The 18,536-nt window shown below is 64.1% G+C and carries 17 protein-coding genes; 11 read left to right on the top strand and 6 right to left on the bottom strand.

The window, feature by feature from the left end:
* Window positions 1-152: 152 nt before the first annotated feature.
* The 4 genes from puuE to P0D89_RS19920 all read left to right on the top strand — a co-directional run bounded on the left by puuE (window position 153) and on the right by P0D89_RS19920 (window position 3,238).
* Complete coding sequence (gene puuE, locus P0D89_RS19935) at window positions 153-1,103, top strand: allantoinase PuuE (RefSeq protein WP_408357627.1); 951 nt, start codon at window positions 153-155, stop codon at window positions 1,101-1,103.
* Window positions 1,100-1,621 carry a 2-oxo-4-hydroxy-4-carboxy-5-ureidoimidazoline decarboxylase gene (gene uraD / locus P0D89_RS19930; protein WP_408357628.1) on the top strand — a complete coding sequence of 174 codons (522 nt, stop codon included), beginning with the start codon at window positions 1,100-1,102 and terminating at the stop codon, window positions 1,619-1,621. Before puuE ends, uraD begins: the two co-directional genes overlap by 4 nt.
* 94 nt (window positions 1,622-1,715) lie before the next feature.
* Complete coding sequence (gene alc, locus P0D89_RS19925) at window positions 1,716-2,729, top strand: allantoicase (RefSeq protein ID WP_408357629.1); 1,014 nt, start codon at window positions 1,716-1,718, stop codon at window positions 2,727-2,729.
* Window positions 2,726-3,238, top strand: a complete 513-nt coding sequence (locus P0D89_RS19920; protein ID WP_408357630.1) for an ureidoglycolate lyase — start codon at window positions 2,726-2,728, stop codon at window positions 3,236-3,238. The genes alc and P0D89_RS19920 overlap by 4 nt, the downstream gene beginning before the upstream one ends.
* A 116-nt stretch (window positions 3,239-3,354) precedes the next feature.
* Here the strand turns inward: P0D89_RS19920 and P0D89_RS19915 are convergent, their stop codons facing one another.
* The 4 genes from P0D89_RS19915 to uraH all read right to left on the bottom strand — a co-directional run bounded on the left by P0D89_RS19915 (window position 3,355) and on the right by uraH (window position 7,093).
* Complete coding sequence (locus P0D89_RS19915) at window positions 3,355-4,704, bottom strand: type II toxin-antitoxin system HipA family toxin (protein ID WP_408357631.1); 1,350 nt, start codon at window positions 4,702-4,704, stop codon at window positions 3,355-3,357.
* A complete protein-coding gene (locus tag P0D89_RS19910; protein ID WP_408357632.1) occupies window positions 4,701-4,967 on the bottom strand; it encodes a helix-turn-helix domain-containing protein in 267 nt (88 codons plus the stop codon). The genes P0D89_RS19915 and P0D89_RS19910 overlap by 4 nt, the downstream gene beginning before the upstream one ends.
* A gap of 280 nt (window positions 4,968-5,247) precedes the next feature.
* On the bottom strand, window positions 5,248-6,441 hold the full coding sequence (locus P0D89_RS19905; protein ID WP_408357633.1) for a urate hydroxylase PuuD: 1,194 nt from the start codon (window positions 6,439-6,441) through the stop codon (window positions 5,248-5,250).
* Between the two features lie 298 nt (window positions 6,442-6,739).
* Window positions 6,740-7,093, bottom strand: a complete 354-nt coding sequence (gene uraH / locus P0D89_RS19900; protein WP_408357634.1) for a hydroxyisourate hydrolase — start codon at window positions 7,091-7,093, stop codon at window positions 6,740-6,742.
* A 550-nt stretch (window positions 7,094-7,643) separates the two neighbouring features.
* Here uraH and P0D89_RS19895 point away from each other — a divergent pair.
* Window positions 7,644-9,038 carry an 8-oxoguanine deaminase gene (locus P0D89_RS19895; RefSeq protein WP_408357635.1) on the top strand — a complete coding sequence of 465 codons (1,395 nt, stop codon included), beginning with the start codon at window positions 7,644-7,646 and terminating at the stop codon, window positions 9,036-9,038.
* A gap of 90 nt (window positions 9,039-9,128) precedes the next feature.
* Here P0D89_RS19895 and P0D89_RS19890 read toward each other — a convergent pair whose 3' ends face one another.
* Entirely contained in the window at window positions 9,129-10,061 is a 933-nt protein-coding gene (locus tag P0D89_RS19890) for a LysR substrate-binding domain-containing protein (protein WP_408357636.1), read from the bottom strand.
* A 250-nt stretch (window positions 10,062-10,311) separates the two neighbouring features.
* Between P0D89_RS19890 and P0D89_RS19885 the strand changes: the two genes are divergently transcribed.
* The 4 genes from P0D89_RS19885 (at window position 10,312) to P0D89_RS19870 (ending at window position 15,231) form a co-directional block, all read left to right on the top strand.
* Entirely contained in the window at window positions 10,312-11,913 is a 1,602-nt protein-coding gene (locus tag P0D89_RS19885; protein WP_408357637.1) for an ABC transporter ATP-binding protein, read from the top strand.
* Between the two features lie 53 nt (window positions 11,914-11,966).
* The gene (locus tag P0D89_RS19880; protein WP_408357638.1) at window positions 11,967-13,073 is read left to right on the top strand and encodes an ABC transporter permease; all 1,107 of its coding nucleotides are present in this window, start codon (window positions 11,967-11,969) and stop codon (window positions 13,071-13,073) included.
* 67 nt (window positions 13,074-13,140) lie between these two features.
* Window positions 13,141-14,070: an ABC transporter permease gene (locus P0D89_RS19875; RefSeq protein WP_408357639.1), complete on the top strand. Its 930-nt coding sequence runs from the start codon at window positions 13,141-13,143 to the stop codon at window positions 14,068-14,070.
* A 66-nt stretch (window positions 14,071-14,136) separates the two neighbouring features.
* The gene (locus tag P0D89_RS19870; protein ID WP_408357640.1) at window positions 14,137-15,231 is read left to right on the top strand and encodes a BMP family ABC transporter substrate-binding protein; all 1,095 of its coding nucleotides are present in this window, start codon (window positions 14,137-14,139) and stop codon (window positions 15,229-15,231) included.
* A gap of 151 nt (window positions 15,232-15,382) precedes the next feature.
* Here P0D89_RS19870 and P0D89_RS19865 read toward each other — a convergent pair whose 3' ends face one another.
* Entirely contained in the window at window positions 15,383-15,589 is a 207-nt protein-coding gene (locus tag P0D89_RS19865; RefSeq protein WP_408357641.1) for a dodecin, read from the bottom strand.
* A gap of 210 nt (window positions 15,590-15,799) precedes the next feature.
* Between P0D89_RS19865 and P0D89_RS19860 the strand changes: the two genes are divergently transcribed.
* Both P0D89_RS19860 and P0D89_RS19855 read left to right on the top strand, forming a co-directional pair.
* Window positions 15,800-16,729, top strand: coding sequence for an NAD(P)-dependent oxidoreductase (locus P0D89_RS19860; protein ID WP_408357718.1), 930 nt, complete (start codon window positions 15,800-15,802; stop codon window positions 16,727-16,729).
* 83 nt (window positions 16,730-16,812) lie between these two features.
* Complete coding sequence (locus P0D89_RS19855) at window positions 16,813-18,405, top strand: ABC-F family ATPase (RefSeq protein WP_408357642.1); 1,593 nt, start codon at window positions 16,813-16,815, stop codon at window positions 18,403-18,405.
* The last annotated feature ends 131 nt before the right edge of the window (window positions 18,406-18,536 follow it).

The following is an 18,536-nucleotide window of genomic DNA, read 5'->3' as shown; positions in this document are numbered from 1 at the left end:
GGGTTTGCAGCCCGCGCGGGCTCAGGCGCACCCGGCACCCAGGCTCAAGCAAGGCTCACGTGTTTGTCACCTGAGCGCCACATAAGCAGCACATGAGTGGCAAATGAGCGCCACGCGATTCTTACGTACCGTCACCACGCATTCGTCAAACCATGCCACTCGATTCGAACTACCCACGCGATCTGATCGGCTACGGCCGCCACCCGGTGCACGCCAACTGGCCGGGTCGAGCACGGGTCGCGGTGCAATTCGTCCTGAACTACGAAGAGGGCGGTGAAAATTGCGTGCTGCACGGCGATCCAGGCTCGGAGCAGTTTCTGTCGGAGATCGTCGGCGCGGCGTCCTTTCCGGCTCGCCACATGAGCATGGAGTCGATCTACGAATACGGCTCGCGCGCGGGCGTGTGGCGCATCCTGCGCGAATTTGAAAAGCGCAAGCTGCCGCTCACGGTGTTCGGCGTCGGCATGGCGATCGAACGGCATCCGGAAGTGGCGCGCGCGTTCGTCGAACTCGGTCATGAGATCGCGTGCCACGGCTATCGCTGGATTCACTATCAGGATGTGTCGCCGGAGCAGGAAGCCGAACACATGCGCCTCGGCATGGAAGCGATCGAACGCGTGACCGGCGAGCGGCCGCTCGGCTGGTACACCGGCCGCGACAGTCCGAACACGCATCGTCTGGTCGCCGAATACGGCGGCTTCCTGTACGACTCGGATTACTACGGCGACGATCTGCCGTTCTGGATGGACGTCGAGGTCAAAGGCGGGGCGAAGGTGCCGCAACTGATCGTGCCGTACACGCTCGACACCAACGACATGCGCTTCGCGAGCCCGCAGGGCTTCAACACCGCGGACCACTTCTTCACCTATCTGCGCGACGCTTTCGACGTGCTCTACGAAGAAGGCGACCAGGCGCCGAAGATGCTGTCGGTCGGCATGCATTGCCGCCTCCTCGGGCGTCCGGGGCGTTTTCGCGCGCTGCAGCGTTTTCTCGACCATATCGAACAGCACGATCGCGTGTGGGTCACGCGGCGCGTCGATATCGCGCGGCACTGGCGCGAACATCATCCTTACCAACAAGACAACCGCGAGGCGGCGGCATGAAGGCGATGCAATACACTCTGGATCAACTCAACAGCATTTCGGCCGACGCGTTCGTCGCGGCGCTGTCGGGTATTTTCGAGCACTCGCCCTGGGTCGCGGAAATTGCCGCGCGGCAACGGCCGTTTGCCAGCATCGACGAGCTGCATCGCAAGATGTCGGGCATCGTCGAAACGGCGGGCGACGATAAGCAACTGGCATTGATCAACGCGCACCCGGAGCTTGCCGGCAAGGCCGCGGTGCGCGGCGAGCTGACCGCCGAATCGACGCGCGAGCAAAGTGGCGCGGGGCTCGCGCAGTGCACGCAGGAAGAGTTCGACAAGCTGCTCGCGCTGAACAGCGCGTATCGCGCGAAGTTCGGCTTCCCGTTCATTCTCGCGGTGCGCGGCTATGACCGCCACGGCATCATCGCGAACTTCGAGGCGCGAGTGAACAACAGCCGTACCGACGAACTGCGCGCGAGCCTCGATCAGATCTACCGCATCGCACGTTTCCGGCTCGACGATCTGATCGACGCGTAGGCATCCGGCGCGTATCGGGCACGCATCACGCACGCGTCCCCGACCCCGCACGGAAACGTTTTTCCAGCACCAACATATATCAAGGACGACTAAGATGGCACTCCCGATTCTCGATCCCAACGCACCGGAATTCACGCGCCGCTATGTGAACCTGGCGGACCCGCGTCTGGGCGCGCAGGCGCTCGCGGCCAGCGACGATTTCTTCGCCCCGAAGGAACGCATGCTGAATCCGGAGCCGGCCGTCTTTATTCCCGGCAAGTACGACGACAACGGCAAGTGGATGGACGGCTGGGAAACCCGCCGCAAGCGCGCCACCGGCTACGACTGGTGCGTCGTGATGCTGGCGCGTCCGGGCGTAATCAAGGGGCTCGACCTCGATACCAGCCACTTCACGGGCAACTTCCCGCCGGCGGCATCGGTGGAGGCCGCGCGCGTGGTGGACGGCACGCCGAACCAGGCGACGCAATGGACCGAGGTCGTGCCGTCGACCACCTTGCAGGGCAATAGTCACCACTACGTCGAAGTCAACGACGCGAACGCGTACACGCACTTGCGCGTGAACATTTATCCGGACGGCGGCATTGCGCGTCTGCGTGTGTACGGTCAGCCGCAGGTCGACTGGGCCGGCGCGAGCCGCACCGAGCAGTTCGATCTGGCCGCGATGGAGAACGGCGCGTATCTGGTCGCGGCGAACAATCAGCACTTCGGCGCGGCGTCGACGATCCTGATGCCGGGCCGCGGCGTGAACATGGGCGACGGCTGGGAAACGCGCCGCCGTCGCGAGCCGGGCAACGACTGGGCGATCGTCGCGCTGGCGCAGCCGGGCGTGATCAGGAAGATCGAAGTCGATACGGCTCACTTCAAGGGCAATTATCCTGACCGCTGCTCCATCCAGGCCGCGTATGTGACGGGGGGCACCGACAGCTCGCTGGTCACGCAGGCGATGTTCTGGCCGGTGCTGCTCGGCGAGCAGAAGCTGCAGATGGACAAGCAGCATTACTTCGAAAGCGAGATCGCGGCGCTCGGTCCGGTCACGCATGTGCGCTTTAACATCATTCCGGACGGCGGTGTGTCGCGTCTGCGTCTGTGGGGCACGCTCGAATCATGAAAACGCTCGCCATCGAACCGCTGACGAAGGAAGCGTTCGCCGCGTTCGGCGACGTGATCGAACTCGAAGGCGCGAAGCAGATTCCGATCAACCTCGGCACGACGATCCGCTTTCACGATCTCGCGAAGGTGGATGTGACCGACGAAGACGGTCGCACGCTCGTGAACCTGTTTCGCGGCCAGCCGCGCACGCTGCCGTTCGAAGTGAAGATGCTCGAACGTCATCCGCTCGGCAGCCAGGCGTTCGTGCCGCTGAACGACAAGCCGTATCTGGTCGTGGTGGCGCCGGCGGGCGAGCTGGACGCGTCGCAGATTCGCGCATTTGTCACGAGCGGCTGGCAGGGCGTCAACTATGCGAAGGGCGTGTGGCACCATCCGCTGATCGCGTTGGGGGACGTGAGCGACTTTATCGTCGTCGATCGCGGCGGCGACGGGCTCAACCTGAATGAGCAGGATCTGGCCGAGTCGCTATGGCTCACCGAAGATGCGTTGAGCGCGGTCGCGGTCTGAGGCTGGCGGCTTCGTCGTAGCAAGCTTGCGTTGACGAACAAAAAGCCCATGGTGCATGCCATGGGCTTTTGTATTTGGGGACCTTCAAAGAGCAACGCGGGACCGTGCTTCAGTTATTAGCCGCGCTTGCCGAGCAGCGGTGAACGTCCAACCACTTCACGTGCCCGTTCAGGCGGCTCGGGATCGGAAAAGCCCGCGGCTTCGATCGCCGGTTTGAGTCCCTTGAATTGCAGGCTTTTTTTCGGTGAGCGCAACGACGCCATGCCGTCGTTCCACGCGTGCAGCATGTGTTTCGCAACCGTGCGCCACTGAGTTTCGTTACGCGCCGCTTCGATCATTTCATGGCCGACCGCGACGGCCGAATCGCACAGCGCTTCGACCATCTGCGCATACTGCCGCGGCGCGATGCCCATGCGCGTGTTGAAAAAACGCTCCAGCGTTTTGCCGGCCGCCCAGGTCTTGCGGCCGTCGATCGGCAGGCCCGGCGGGTTGGCCGCGAAACGCGGATAGGCCTGCGTCGTGACGATGTCGTAGACGGGCGTGAACGCCACGTCGTCGACCGACGTATAAAACAGCGCAACGTTCTTCGTATGGCAGTCCGCATTGCGCACGACGTAGTTCGTCAGCAGATGCCAGCCGAACCGCTGGAGTTGCTCGCGCATGCGGTCGCGATCGAGCAGGTACGCTCTGGCGGCGTTGAGCATTTTCTCGCTGGTCGAATTGTATTTTTCGTGCGGCGGCAAACCCAGCAGCCCGCACATGTCTTCAACGCCATACGCCGGCAGTCCTTCTCGATCCACGTCGAAGCGCTCGACGATCAGCGCCCGGCCATCGTCCGACATTTGCGTGCGCGCCACCGGCGCGACGCCGAGCCGTTCGAGTACGCGCATCGAATAGAACTCGTTGAAGCCGAGAAACGGCGTGCTGTCGTCCGAGCCTTTGACGATGTGATGGCTTGTCCGGATGGTCGGTTTGCCGAGCGGCGTCGGCGCAGCGGCGCCGGATGCGGCTTCCTGCGGCGCGATGAATTTCGGCACGACGCCCGAGATGGCCGCGCGCGCATATTCGCGTACCAGCTGCGCGAAATGTTCGGTGGTGTTGTCGCCGTGCAGGATGTCCTTTACGTCGAGCGCCTGCAGTTCGGTGCCCGGTGTGACGCCTTCGGGTGTCACGGTGACGCGGCCGATCCCCATTGCGCCGACCACGGCGAGCAGCGAGAGGTCGGTGCCGTCGAGCAACGGGCCGAACTGCTCGCGGATCAGATTCAGCAGATAACCCTCAGGCAGGTTCTGCCGGAAGAACGGATGCAGGTCGCGCGGCCAGCGCCAGGCTTCCTCGCGCACGGGCATGGTGAGGCTGACGAAGTCGGCCGGGCGCGCGTCGGCGTTGTATTTGAGGACGTAGTCGTCGCGCTCGCGAAACAGCGTGGCGACGGTCTTGCCCCGCACCTGGACGTCGAGCCTCATGGGTTCGCCTCCGGGCTGCGTTGTTCAGCGAGGATGTCTTCGAGCGTGCGCCCGTGTCCATGTGCGACGAACTTGAGGTCGTAGCCCGCCGCTTCGAGCAGACGCACCAGCACGGACACGCTCATGTCGTTTCTGGCAAGTGTTTCCATGCGCGCGACGGTGGTGCGCGCGACGCCGGCGCGGCGGGCCAGTTCTTCCTGCGACAGGTTGTTTTCGCGCCGCAGCGCTTTCAGCATGTCCGATACGTCGGCGAGATTCGTCATTTGTAGCCCCAAGGCGTCAGTTTTGACGGATTGCAGTCTTATTGTAGCCCATGAGACACAAAATGATGAGGCGATATTGTGTCCCAGAGGCTACATTTTGTGCATTTCAGAAGATTTTTGTAGCCCTTGGGCGACAAATCGCCCCTCGCGCGTCTTCAACGACAACGTCCGCTGGACGGCCGAAAAAAAACGGGCTTGCCGCTTGCGCGAAAAGCCCGCTTCATCCTGCTGCGTCGCCGGCAAGCCGGACCTCGAGTCCGGCCGGCACGCCTACTTACCCTTATTTCACCGCGCCGCCTTCGAACCATGCGGCGATCTTCATCCGTTCGTCGTCGGTCATGTGGGTGACGTTGCCGAGCGGCATCGCCTTCAACGTCACCGCCTGCTGATAGATCCGCTGCGCGTTCTGCGAGATCTCGTCCGGCGTATCCAGCAGCACGCCGGCCGGCGCGCTGCCCATCATCGTCGGATGCGCGGAGTGGCAAGCCACGCAGCGCTGTTGCAGTACCGGCGCGATGTCGGCCACCTTGACCGACGGCGCGTTCGCGGCCTGCGCTTGCGGCACGATCGGCTTGGGCATGGTCCAGAAGAGCGCGCCGAACATCAGCGCGATGCCGACCAGCGGCAGATACCACAGCACCTGACCACGGTGGCGCATCACGAAGAACTGGCGGATCAGCGCGCCGGCCAGCATGATGACCAGCAGCACGGCCCAGTTGTACGGATGCGTGTAGGTCATCGCGTAGTGGTTCGACAGCATCGCGAACACCACCGGCAACGTGAAATACGTGTTGTGCACCGAGCGTTGCTTGCCGCGCTTGCCGTAGATCGGGTTGGGCGTGTCGCCCTTGAGCATCGCGTCGACCATCTTGCGCTGGCCGGGAATGATCACGAAGAACACGTTGGCGGACATGATCGTCGCCAGCATCGCGCCCATGATCAGGTAGGCCGCGCGGCCCGCGAAGATATGGCAGGCGAGCCACGCCGCGATCAGCACGTACACGCCGACGCAGATGCCGAGCACCTTGTCCTTGTTGCCGAGGATGCGGCACAGCGAGTCGTACACGATCCAGCCGGCCGCGAGAAAGCCGAGCGCCGACGCGACGGCGACCACCGGACCCATGTCGAGCACGTTCTTGTCGATCAGATACGTGGATGGCGAGAACAGATAGAGCACGGTGAACAGGCCGAAACCCGACAGCCACGTGGTGTACGACGGCCATTTCGACCAGTGCAGATCATCCGGCATTTCCGGCGGCGCGACGGTGTACTTCTGCATGTTGTAGAAGCCGCCGCCGTGCACATGCCACAGTTCGCCGAACACGCCTCGCCGGCGCTGGTTCGGGTCGAGCGGCGGTTTCAGGCTGTTGTCGAGCGCGACGAAGTAAAACGACTCGCCGATCCACGCAATCGCGACGATGACATGGAACCAGCGGATCGCCAGGTTCAACCAGTCGGTAATAAAGCCTTCCATGAAACTCCTCCACTTCTGATTCGTTGTACGCGTGGCGACGTACGGCGCCTGGGCGGACCCGGTTGATGGGGCTCAAACCGGCACAGCATCACCGCGCCGACTGCGGGTTCAAGGACGCGGCGCGCTCATTTCGCACGGCGTCGTTCTTTTAATGGATCTCAGGTTCGGGTCGCTTCGCTTCGGTTCAGGTCGCGCGGTCGATTGCGTTTCGCGGGGGGCTCGGGGCTGTTTGCGGTTTTTTGCCATCAGCCGCGAGCCTCCGCGCAATGCAATCGAGCGCGTCCTGCGCGTTCGTCGCCTAGCTGCCTCGATACGTGCTGTACGACCACGGCGACACCAGCAGCGGCACGTGATAATGCGCAGCGGCATCGGCCACGCCGAAGCGCAGCACCACACGGTCGACGAAACGCGGCTGGGGCACCTTCGTGCCGATCGACGCGAAGTAGTCGCCCGCGCCGAACACCAGTTCGTATTCGCCCGCCACGAGCGCGTCGCCTTCCAGCAGCGGCTCGTCGCAGCGGCCGTCGTCATTGGTGACGGTGGTTTTGAGCGCGCGGCGCGTGTCGCCCGCGAGCGCGAAGAGTTCGACCTTGATGCCCGCGCCGGGACGGCCGTTCGCGGTGTCGAGCACATGGGTAGTGAGCTTTCCCATTCGCAATTTTCCTTGTGTGTTTGCGAGGTTTCGGCGGCAGCCCGATCCAGATACGTTTGCGGCGGATCGAGGCTCCACGTCAGTGGCTACATACCCGTCGGCGAATTGAAGCGAGCGCCGTGGCAACCATTGTAAGAAGGTTGCTCCGTTCAGCGCGCGCGAGATAGGAAAGATAATACCTGGCACATGACGGACAGCCTGTTGAAAGCCTCAGCGAATCGATTCGTTCCAATATTGAATCCGTTTCGATCGTAGCGGCGCCAAAAAAGGCCCACTATATCGGCGGCGTGAAGTTGGGTATCGCATTGGCGCGAGTTGCCACGCTTATTTTGGCCGTCGAAGGTTACACCTGTGCGCCGCGCAGACGAGCCGGAAGCGGTTCGAAGGCGGCACACGCGCCCCGAAGGAAGCCCCCTCGGGGCTCCCGAAGACGGCGCAACGCGCTGGGTAACCGGGCCAACGGCGTTCGACGGGACGCGACGGCACGGTTGACGTGCCGTCACATCGCGTTCGAACGACTTTGCACGCAAGCATGACAGCGGAGAAACGAATGACGATGGAACAGGCGGCGCAACAGCCGGGTAAGAAGAAAACGATGCTGGTCAAGCACGCCGACGTGCTGGTCACGATGGACGGCGCCCGGCGCGAATTGCGCGACGGCGGTCTATATATCGAGGACAACCGCATCGTCGCGGTCGGACCGACGGCGCAATTGCCGCAAACGGCCGACGAAGTGCTGGACATGCGTGGGCACCTGGTGATCCCCGGTCTGGTGAACACGCACCACCACATGTATCAGAGCCTTACGCGCGCGATTCCCGCCGCGCAGAACGCCGAGTTGTTCGGCTGGCTCACCAGCCTGTACAAGGTGTGGGCGAACCTCACGCCGGAGATGATCGAAGTCTCGACGCTGACGGCGATGGCCGAGCTGCTGCTGTCGGGTTGCACGACCTCGAGCGACCATCTGTATATCTATCCGAACGGCAGCCGGCTCGACGACAGCATCGCCGCGGCGCGCCGGATCGGCATGCGCTTTCACGCGGCGCGCGGCAGCATGAGCGTGGGGCAGAAGGACGGCGGCCTGCCGCCGGATTCGGTGGTCGAGCGTGAAGCGGACATCCTGAAGGACACCCAGCGGCTGATCGAGACGTATCACGACGAAGGGCGCTACGCGATGCTGCGCGTGGTGGTCGCGCCATGCTCGCCGTTCTCGGTGAGCCGCGACCTGATGCGCGAGTCGGCGGTGATGGCGCGCCAGTACGGCGTATCGCTGCATACGCACCTCGCCGAGAACGTCAACGACATCGCGTACAGCCGCGAGAAGTTCGGCATGACGCCGGCGGAGTATGCGGAAGATCTCGGCTGGGTCGGCCACGATGTGTGGCACGCGCACTGCGTGCAACTCGACGACGCCGGCATCGAACTGTTCGCGCGCACCGGCACCGGCGTCGCGCACTGTCCGTGTTCGAACATGCGGCTCGCGTCGGGCATCGCGCCGGTCAGGCGGATGCGGCTCGCGGGCGTGCCAGTGGGGCTGGGCGTCGACGGTTCGGCTTCGAACGACGGCGCGCAGATGGTGGCCGAAGTGCGTCAGGCGCTGCTGTTGCAGCGCGTCGGTTTCGGGCCGGATGCGATGACCGCGCGCGAGGCCCTGGAAATCGCGACGCTAGGCGGCGCGAAGGTGCTCAACCGCGACGACATCGGCGCGCTTGCGCCCGGCATGGCGGCGGACTTCGTGTCGTTCGATTTGCGTCAACCGCTCTTTGCCGGCGCGCTGCACGACCCGGTCGCGGCGCTGGTCTTCTGCGCGCCGTCGCAAGTGAGTTATAGCGTGATCGGCGGCAAGGTGGTCGTGAAGGACGGGCAGTTGACGACGCTCGAGCTCGGACCGGTCATCGAGCAGCACAACCGGCTGGCGAAAACGCTTTACGAAGCGGCGGCGTAACAGGGAAAAGCGGGAGCACAGAGCCGGGTTGCGGGCGGCCGTGCCATCGTCATGCACGGCATGGCCGCCCGCAACCGGCGGTGAAAAGCGTCAAGGCTTGTCGATCAGCGTTTTGGTCGCTTCGGCGACCAGGCTGCGCAGCCAGCGCACTTCATCGGAGTAATGCACGCGCTCGTGCCACAGCTGGTAGTACTGCATCGGCGGAAAATCGAGCGGGGCGGGCACCACGGTGAGTGGCAGGAATTTGGCGTAGTAATCGGCAAAGAGGCGCGTGGTCGTGAAGATCAGATCGGACTTGATCAGCACGTACGGCGCGAGATTGAAGTACGGCAACGTGACGACCACGTGACGCTTTAATCGCTCGCGCGCGAGATGCACGTCGATCGCGCCGCGCTGGCCCACCGAGTAAGGAGTCGGCGCGAGATGCGGCGCATTCAGATACTGGTCGAGCGTGAGGCCGCCGCGTTTGGCGAACGGATGCGTGTTGCTCATCAGGCAGACGATCTGATCGACGAACAGGTTCGACAGGTGCAACTGCTCCGGCGGCTCCGGCCAGTTGCCGACCACGATGTCGAGCTTGCCGTCCTCGAGGGCGAGTTCGTAGTCGAATGCGGGGCCCAGCGAGTGAAATTCGAGCGTCGCGTTCGGCGCGGCCAGGCGAAAGCGTTCGACCACCGTCGGCACGAACAGCACGTTCAGGTAGTCGGGGCAGCCGATCCGGTAGCAGCGGATCGACGTGGCCGGATCGAAGTTGTGCTGCTGGAACTTGATGCGTTCGATTTCGCGCAGCGCGTTCTGCACCGGTTCGAGCAGACGCAGGCCGTATTCCGTCGGCACCATGCCCGATTTGCCGCGCACCAGCAGCGGGTCGCCGGTGATGTCGCGCAAACGGCGCAGCGCCGCGCTGATCGCGGGTTGCGATTGATTCAGTTTGACGGCCGCGCGGGTGACGCTGCGTTCCATCAACAAGGTGTGCAAGACGCGCAGTAGGTACGTATCGATCGCCTCGCGTTGCTGGCTCATGACTTCTCCAAGTTATATGTTCTGGCTGATCGAACGGGCGTGGGGGCATATGGCTTTTAATATGAACGAAAAACCGCGTCAAGGGTGGCATACCCGCAGAGCACGCTGTGGCGCGGGTTTGCGGGAATTTTGGCGGCTCGACTGAGCGGGTCGAATTGGGTATTGTCATCCGGTTGTGGTGACGGATCATCCGCCGCGAAGGTGGATGGACGCGTCGTAACCGGCAGTCACTGACGTACTACGGAATCACATGAGCGACTCTTCTTATAGCGACGGCGCCGCCGCGCAGCCGGCGCCCAGGCCGGAACAGGCGGCGCCCCGGCTGATGCTCCTGGGCATCGCCAAACAGTATCCGGCCGTGCGAGCCAACGACGACGTCACGTTGATCGTCGCGCCGGGTGAAATCCATGCAGTGCTCGGCGAAAACGGTGCCGGCAAAAGCACGCTGATGAAGATCATCTACGGCGCGGTGCGGCCCGATGCCGGCGAGATTCGCTGGGAAGGCGAGGCGGTCGAGATCGCGAGCCCGGCGGCCGCGCGCAAGCTCGGCATCGGCATGGTGTTCCAGCATTTTTCGCTGTTCGAGACGCTCACGGTCGGCGAAAACATCGCGCTCGCACTCGACGAACCGTTCGATCTGAAGACGCTCTCGAAACGGATTCGCGAAGTGTCGGCCGACTACGGTCTCGACATCGATCCGCAGCGTCACGTGCATAGCCTGACGGTGGGCGAGCGGCAACGCGTCGAGATCGTGCGCTGCCTGTTGCAGAACCCGCGCCTCCTGATCATGGACGAGCCGACCTCCGTGCTGACGCCGCAAGCGGTGCGCAAGCTGTTCGCGACGCTGCGCCGGCTGGCGGCCGAAGGCTGCAGCATTCTCTACATCAGCCACAAGCTCGACGAAATCCAGGAGCTGTGCGACACCGCCACGGTGATGCGCGGCGGCCGCGTGACCGGTCATGTGAAGCCGAAGGGCGAGACGCATGCATCGCTCGCGCAATTGATGGTCGGCCATTCGCTGCCCGATTACACGCGGCGCGAACACAATCCCGGCGCCGTGCTGCTCGACGTGAAGCAGCTGTCGGTGGCAAGCGACGACCCGTTCGGCACCTCGCTGCGCGACGTGTCTTTCGGCGTGCATGCCGGCGAGATTTTCGGCATCGCGGGGGTGTCGGGCAACGGCCAGGCGGAACTGCTGTCGGCGCTGTCGGGCGAAAAACGCGGCGCGCGCGCCGACGCGGTGACGATTTGCGGCAAGCCGGCCGGGCGCCTGGGCGCGGGCGGCCGGCGCGCACTCGGCTTCGGCTTCGTGCCCGAGGAGCGCCTCGGTCGCGGCGCGGTGCCGGCGATGTCGCTGTCGGAAAACGCGCTGCTCACCGCGCACCGTCAGCAGATGGTGAGCTCGGGCTGGATCAAGGCGGGCGCGATGCGCGCGTTCGCCAAGCGATGCATCGATGCCTTCGACGTGCGTTGCGGGGGCCCGGAAGCGCTCGCGCAGAGTCTGTCCGGCGGCAATCTGCAGAAATACATCATGGGCCGCGAGATTCTGCAGGCGCCCAAGGTGCTGGTGGTCGCGCAACCCACGTGGGGCGTCGACGTCGGCGCGGCGGCGTTCATCCGCCAGCAGCTGCTCGATCTGGCGGCGCGCGGCGTCGCGATTCTGGTGATCTCGGAGGAACTGGAAGAGCTGTTCGACATCTGCGATCGCATCGCGGTGCTCGCCGGCGGCCGGCTCTCGCCGGTGCGCGCGACGGGCGCGACCAATGCCGAGGAAATCGGCCGCTGGATGGCGGGCCTGTTCGGTGGCCGCGAGGGCGCGGCGCCGTCGGCGGAACAGCCGGCGCACGCGTGAATCGCGCGAGGCTCGATCATTAGAACCAGAACCCCATAAATCACACGCTCCCCATGATTCTTCCCTATCGACTCGAAGCACGCGCGACGCCCTCGCGCACGATGCAGTTCGCCGTGCCGCTGATCGCCGCGCTGCTCACGCTCGCGATCGGCTTTCTGATCTTCAGCCTCGTGGGCCGCGATCCGCTGCAGGCGATGCACGCGTTTTTCATCGAACCGCTGTCCAGCGTGAACGGCTGGTCCGAACTGCTGCTGAAGGCGTCGCCGTTGTGCCTGATCGGCCTCGGCCTCGCGATCGGCTATCGCGCCAACGTCTGGAACATCGGCGCCGAAGGGCAGATGCTGCTCGGCGGCATCGCCGCGAGCGGCGTCGCGATCTACTTCGATCAGGCGACCGGCTGGTGGATCCTGCCGACCATGATGATCGCCGGCGTGCTCGGCGGCATGGCGTGGGCGGCGATTCCCGCGCTGTTGAAGAGCCGCTTCAACACCAACGAGATTCTCGTCAGCCTGATGCTCACGTATGTGGCCACGCAGCTGCTGATCTATCTGGTGAGCGGTCCGTGGCGCGATCCGCAGGGCATGAACTTCCCGCTTTCGGAAATGTTCAGCGGTGACGCGCTCTATCCGACGCTATACGGCGACTGGCACTGGAAATGGCTGCGCGGCACGCGGCTGAATGCGTCGGTGTTCATCACGCTGATGGCGATTCCGCTCGTGTGGCTCTTCATGCGTAAGAGCTTCGCGGGCTACCGGATGAACGTCGGCGGACTCGCGCCGCTCGCCGCGCGCTATGCGGGCTTCTCCGACAAGAAAACCATCTGGACGTCGCTGCTGATCAGCGGCGGCCTCGCGGGCCTCGCCGGGATGGGCGAGATCGCCGGTCCGATCGGCCAGTTGCAGGCGACGTGGTCGCCGGGCTACGGCTTCACTGCGATCATCGTCGTGTTCGTCGGGCGGCTGCATCCGGTCGGCATCGTGCTCGCGAGTCTGCTGATGGCGTTGCTGTATCTCGGCGGCGAAGCGGTGCAGACCTCGATGCAATTGCCGCAGGCGCTCTCCGGCGTGTTCCAGGGGTTGCTGCTGTTCTGCCTGCTGGGCGCCGACCTGTTCGTGAACTACCGGGTGCGCCGCCGAACGCTCGCCGCCGCGGCTCATTGACCCGGTCAATGAGCCGGCCACTGAGCGTCTCACCGACATTCGATTACTGATTTTCCGCCGGATCTCCATGGACATTCAACAAGCCAGCGCGCTCACCTCGAGCGCCGTCACCGCCGCGATCCCGCTGATGTTCGCGGGCGCGGGCGAACTCGTCACCGAGAAATCGGGCGTCCTCAACCTCGGCGTCGAAGGGATGATGCTGATGGGCGCAGTGACCGGCTACGCGGTCACGTCGATCAGCGGCAGCCCGTGGCTGGGCGTGCTCGCCGCGATCGCAGCCGGTCTCGCAATGGCGCTGCTATTCGCGTTTCTCACGCTGACCATGCTCGCCAACCAGGTCGCCACCGGCCTCTCGCTGACGATCTTCGGCATCGGTCTGTCCGCGTATGTCGGCAAGCCGTACACGTCGGCCGCAGTGCGCGCGACCATCGACACATGGGCCATACCCGGTCTCTCGAAGATCCCCGTTCTCGGGACGGCGTTCTTCAGCCTCACGCCGCTCGATTATCTGGCGTTCCTGATGTTCGCGGTGATCGGCTGGTTTCTGTACCGCACGCGCGCCGGACTGGTGCTGCGTTCGGTCGGCGAATCGCCGCAGGTCGCGCACTCGGTGGGCTTTCCGGTGGTCGGCGTGCGCTACGGCGCGGTGGCCTTCGGCGGCGGCATGGCCGGGCTCGCGGGCGGGTATTACTCGATCGTCAATCTGCATCTGTGGCAGGAAAATCTCACGTCCGGCCGCGGCTGGATCGCGCTCGCGCTGGTCGTGTTCGCGACGTGGCGGCCAGGGCGCCTGCTGATCGGCGCACTGCTGTTCGGCGCGGTGACCGGCCTGCAGTTTTACGCACAGGCGATCGGCGTGCCGGTGCCAACGCAATTCCTCGCGATGCTGCCGTACGTCGCGACGGTCGTCGTACTGGTGCTGATCTCGCACAATCCGAACACCATCCGCCTGAATGCACCTGCCTCGCTGGGCAAGCCGTTTTTCTCGGCGGGCTGATTGACTACCGATTGATCAGGCATCGACCACACGTTTCAGCCATTCGCTAACACCACAGGACCCAACATGAAGAGAAGAAATCTGCTGACCGCTTTCGCATGGGGCGCGGCCTCGCTCGCGCTCGCCGCGCCGCTCGCGCAAACCGCGCAGGCCGCCGACGCGCCGGGTGTCGCGTTCGTCTATCTCGGCAATCCGGGAGACGCCGGCTGGACCTTCGCGCACGACCAGGGCTCGAAGGAAGCGGAAGCGAAGTTCGGCAACAAGATCAAGATCACGCGTGTCGAGAACGTGCCGGAATCGGCCGACTCGGAGCGCGTGTTCCGCGATCTGGCGAACAAGGGCAACAAGATCATCATCGGCACGAGCTTCGGCTTTCAGGACTTCCAGTTGAAGGTCGCGAAGGATTTCCCGGATACCGTGTTCCTGCACGCGACCGGCTACAAGAAGGCGCCGAACTTCGGCACCTACGACGTGCGCATGTACCAGGGCGCGTATCTGGCCGGCGTCGCAGCGGGCTATGTGACCAAGACCAACACGCTCGGCTTCGTCGCGTCGGTGCCGATTCCCGAAGTGATCCGCAACATCAATGCGTACACGCTCGGCGCGCGCTCGGTGAATCCGAAGGTGCACACGAAGGTCATCTGGATCAACAGCTGGTTCGATCCGGGCAAGGAAAAGCAGGCGGCTGAAACCCTGATCGGCCAGGGCGCCGACGTGCTGCTGCAAAACACCGATTCGAGCGCGACGCTCGCCACTGCGTCGGAAAAACACGTGCACGCGTTCGGCTGGGATTCGGACATGAAGAAATTCGGTCCCGATGCGCATCTCGGCTCGGTGGTCGCGCATTGGGGCGTCTACTACACGGCGGCGATCCAGCAGGTGCTCGACGGCAAGTGGAAGAACGACCCGGTGTGGTGGGGCATTCCGCAGAAGGCCGTCAATCTGGAAGACCTGAACACGTCGGCGATCTCGGCTGACGCGCAGAAGCAGGTCGCCGCCAGGCGCGATGAACTGGCGAGCGGCAAGTGGGATGTGTTCACCGGCCCGCTCAAGGATCAGTCCGGCGCGGTGAAGGTGCCGGCCGGCAAGACCCTGACCGACCCGGAACTGCAACGTCTGAACTGGTATGTGGAAGGCGTGGACGGTTCGTTGCCGAAGTAACCGATGCCGATCAGCCAACGCTGAACGACTCATGATCGACCAGGCGGCGGCCTCAGCAACCGCTGCTTTGAGGAGCTGCGCCCAGTACGGACGCAGCTTTTTTTCGCCACGAATGACGTGCTGACGCGTCGACAAGCGCTGCCGCCGTGCGTCACTCGATCCGCAAGCCGACCTTGATCGTCACCTGCCAGTAGGTCACCTTGTCGTCTTCGATCTGGCCCCGTGTTTCCGTGACCTCGAACCAGTGCAGGTTACGCAGTGTCTTCGACGCTTTGGCGATCGCGGTTTTGACGGCGTCGTCGCTCGACACGGTCGACGAGCCGGTCAACTCGATCTGTTTGTAGACGTGCTCTGACATGAACTTCCTCCTTTGGTCTTCGTTGGTGTCCAGAAAGTATAGGCAACCCGCGACGCGACGCCTGCCCATTGCACTCGCGACGGCTGACGCACATCGTGTGCCCGGTATGCCGTGACCGTGACGGCATGCGGCCGTTATCATGTCCGCGCAACTCAATCTGACAGCCGACGAGGTTCGAAAGTGGAAATTGGTTTTTGCGGTCCCGGCCTGATGGGCGCACCGATGATCAGGCATCTGCTGCGCGCGGGGCACGCCGTGCATGTGTGGAACCGCACGCGGGCCAAGGCCGAGGCGCTGGAGGCGGATGGCGCGAGCGTGGTCGATACGCCGCGCGAGCTGGCCGGGCGCTGCGACACGGTGCTGCTGTGCGTCGCGGATGCGGCGGCGGTGGAAGAGACGGTGTTCGGCGCAGCGGGGCTTTTGAGCGCAGGCTCCGCCGCGTCGGGTCGGTTGCGCTGGATCGTCGACCACTCCAGCATTCCGCCGGCCGCCACGCGCGCGTTCGCGCAGCGCGCGGTGGCGTTTGCGGCTTCATTTGGGGGTCCGTCCGCGCCCGCAGTGGCTCGCGACGCTACCGGCACCGACGCCGCGCGCATCGGCTGGATCGACGCGCCGGTGTCGGGCGGCGTCGCGGGCGCGCACGCCGGCACGCTGGCGGTGATGGCCGGCGGCGCCGCGGCCGATGTCGACGCCGTCAAGCCGCTGCTCGACGCCTACGCATCGCGGGTCACACATATGGGCGAGGTCGGCGCGGGGCAAACCGCGAAGCTGTGCAACCAGACCATCGTCACCGCGACGGTGGCGGCGATTGCCGAGGCGGTGAGCCTCGCGCAGCGCAGCGGCCTCGACGCCGCGAAACTCACCGAGGGTCTCGCCGGCGGCTGGGCCGACTCGGTGCTGCTGCAGACCTTCGTGCCGCGCATGACCCAGAGCGGCCTCGCGCCGATCGGCGCGTTGCGCACCTTCCAGAAGGACGTCGACACGGTCGCGGCCGCCGCGTACGAGACCGGCACGCCGATGCCGCTGTCGTCGACGGTCCAGCAACTGCTGCGCCTGGGCGCGGCGATGGGGCTCGCCGAGGCCGACCTGTCGGCCTTCATCGACGTTCTGCAGACGCCGCGTGGTGCCGCTGGCGGGTAGCGCAAGGTGCGTGCGGGTTGAAATCGAGATAACCTGCTAAAATATTCGGTTTTTCGCCGATATCACATTCAAAGGGACGCGCCGTGCTGTCTACCGCCAATATCACCATGCAATTCGGGCCGAAGCCCCTCTTCGAGAACATTTCGGTCAAATTCGGGGAAGGGAACCGCTACGGCCTGATCGGTGCGAACGGCTGCGGCAAATCCACCTTCATGAAAATTCTGGGCAGCGACCTCGAGCCGAGCTCGGGCAACGTAATGCTCGAGCCGAACGTGCGCCTCGGTAAGCTGCGCCAGGATCAGTTCGCATACGAAGACGTGCGCGTGCTCGACGTCGTGATGATGGGCCACACCGAAATGTGGGCCGCGATGACCGAGCGCGACGCGATCTACGCGAACCCCGACGCCACCGACGACGACTACATGCATGCCGCCGAACTCGAAGCGAAGTTCGCCGAGTTCGACGGCTATACCGCCGAAGCGCGCGCGGGCGAGCTGCTGCTCGGCATCGGCATCGCGATCGAGGACCACAATGGCCCGATGAGCAACGTGGCGCCGGGCTGGAAGCTGCGCGTGCTGCTCGCGCAGGCGCTGTTCTCGAAGCCGGACGTGCTGCTGCTGGACGAGCCGACCAACAACCTGGACATCAACTCGATCCGTTGGCTGGAAGACGTGCTCAACCAGTACAACTCGACGATGATCATCATCTCGCACGACCGGCACTTCCTGAACCAGGTCTGCACGCACATGGCCGACATGGACTACGGCACGCTGAAGGTCTATCCGGGCAACTACGACGACTACATGCTCGCCAGCACGCAGGCGCGCGAGCGTCAGCAGAACGCCAACGCGAAGGCGAAGGAGCGTGTCGCCGACCTGCAGGACTTCGTGCGCCGCTTCTCGGCGAACAAGTCGAAGGCGCGTCAGGCCACCAGCCGTCTGAAGATGATCGACAAGATCAAGATCGAGGAATTCAAGCCGTCGTCGCGGCAAAACCCGTTCATCCGCTTCGAGTACGAGAAGAAGCTGCACAACATCGCGGTGGTGGCCGAGAAGATCTCGAAGAAGTACGAGCGCACCATCTTCAACGACTTCAGCGTCAGCGTGCAGCCGGGCGAGCGGATCGCGATCATCGGCGAGAACGGCGCGGGCAAGACCACGCTGCTGCGCTCGCTGCTTGGCAAGCTCACGCTCGATCACGGCACCGTGAAGTGGGCGGAGAACGCGAACGTCGGTTACATGCCGCAAGATACGTACGAAGAGTTTCCGGACGACGTCACGCTGATGGACTGGATCGACGGCTACCGCCAGGAAGGTGACGACGAGCAGATGGTGCGTGGCACGCTCGGCCGCCTGCTGTTCAACGCCGACGACATTCGCAAGTCGGTCAAGGTGCTCTCGGGTGGCGAGAAGGGCCGCATGATCTGGGGCAAGCTGATGCTGGGCCGCCACAACGTGCTGATGATGGACGAGCCGACCAACCACATGGACATGGAGTCGATCGAGTCGCTGCAGATCGCGCTCGACAAGTTCGAAGGCACGCTGATTTTCGTGTCGCACGACCGCGAGTTCGTGAGCGGGCTGGCCAATCGCATTATCGAAGTGAAGACCAATGGCACGCTGAACGACTTCGGCGGGAACTATGAGGACTTCCTGTTGAGCCAGGGCGTGCAATAAGCGTCCTCGACGCACACGCTGCCCGGCTTACGCAGCAGTCGCACTACACCGCAAAGCCCGCTTCTTCGAAGCGGGCTTTTTTGATTGCCCGCCCAAACGTGCATGGCATTCAAGATCCGCTTCATATGACC

It is taken from the genome of Paraburkholderia sp. RL18-085-BIA-A (assembly GCF_046027075.1).
In the GTDB taxonomy this organism is placed as follows: Bacteria; Pseudomonadota; Gammaproteobacteria; order Burkholderiales; family Burkholderiaceae; genus Paraburkholderia.
Note: the sequence above shows the minus strand (reverse complement) of the source record. Positions and strands in the feature narration are given on the sequence as shown.